This is a genomic window from Neptuniibacter sp., from assembly GCF_024231755.1.
GTDB lineage: Bacteria > Pseudomonadota > Gammaproteobacteria > Pseudomonadales > Balneatricaceae > Neptuniibacter.
Genome location: NZ_JAAEQH010000282.1, coordinates 1 through 808, shown reverse-complemented (window position 1 = coordinate 808; position 808 = coordinate 1). Strand labels below are relative to the sequence as shown.

Genomic DNA, 808 nt, shown 5'->3' with positions numbered 1-808 from the left:
CTTGAACTACAACATCGTGGCGCAGCCTGGATCGCTCGCCAAGATCCGATTGATCTTGCTACGACCCGCATCGGTGATACCTCGGTCCCATCTGTAACCAAACGGCGAATCGTGATTGAAGATCTAGCAGCCAATGCGTGTTGTTATAGGCCATTTTCTTTGATTGAAATACCATTTATTGGGTAAAAGGTATAAATCAACTCGTGATCCTCAGTTTCATACCCTGACTCCTCCCTAGCCTCTCGTTTGGCAGCCTCGATGATCGGTTCGTCTGGCTCTACTATTCCCGCAGGCACTTCCCATTCAATACTGTTCGTGGCATAGCGATACGCGTGGACTAGTAGAACCTGGCCTTGGGCGTTCTCAACTATAACGGCCACAGCTTCCTTTTCAAACTCCAAGATATGATGTTTCTCAATGATCCGACCACCGGGAAATTGTACCTTGTCAACATATAGATTGACCCACGGGTTTTCATAAATAACAGTTCGCGACAACCTTTTTGGTTTCATCAGAATCCTTTCTTGACTATTTCTACAGCAGCACCTATCCACTAACAAAGTCGAGTGGATAGATGCTATTCCATTCGATTCTCATACATAAGCAAATCGACTTCTGATGGCTTTTCACTCCACGACATCAGTGCCCATCGAGGCTACGCCCTCCACGGGTAGAGCAGGGGTTTGCACGGGATGGAAGGTTGCAAAAGATCTTGCCCGCGATTTAGGCGAGGGTAACACTAAACGGGCTGTCAGGATAGGTGTAATTGTTTGTGCCTTGCGTCCACTAGTACACCTATACGTACCAG

At 47.4% G+C, this 808-nt stretch carries 2 protein-coding genes; both read right to left on the bottom strand.

Features of this window, described 5'->3' with window-relative positions:
- Positions 1-143: 143 nt before the first annotated feature.
- Positions 144-512, bottom strand: coding sequence for an NUDIX hydrolase (locus tag GY843_RS16505; protein ID WP_297311196.1), 369 nt, complete (start codon positions 510-512; stop codon positions 144-146).
- Between the two features lie 114 nt (positions 513-626).
- Positions 627-808, bottom strand: a 182-nt coding sequence (locus GY843_RS16500) for a hypothetical protein (RefSeq protein WP_297311195.1), incomplete at its 5' end; no start/stop codon positions are given.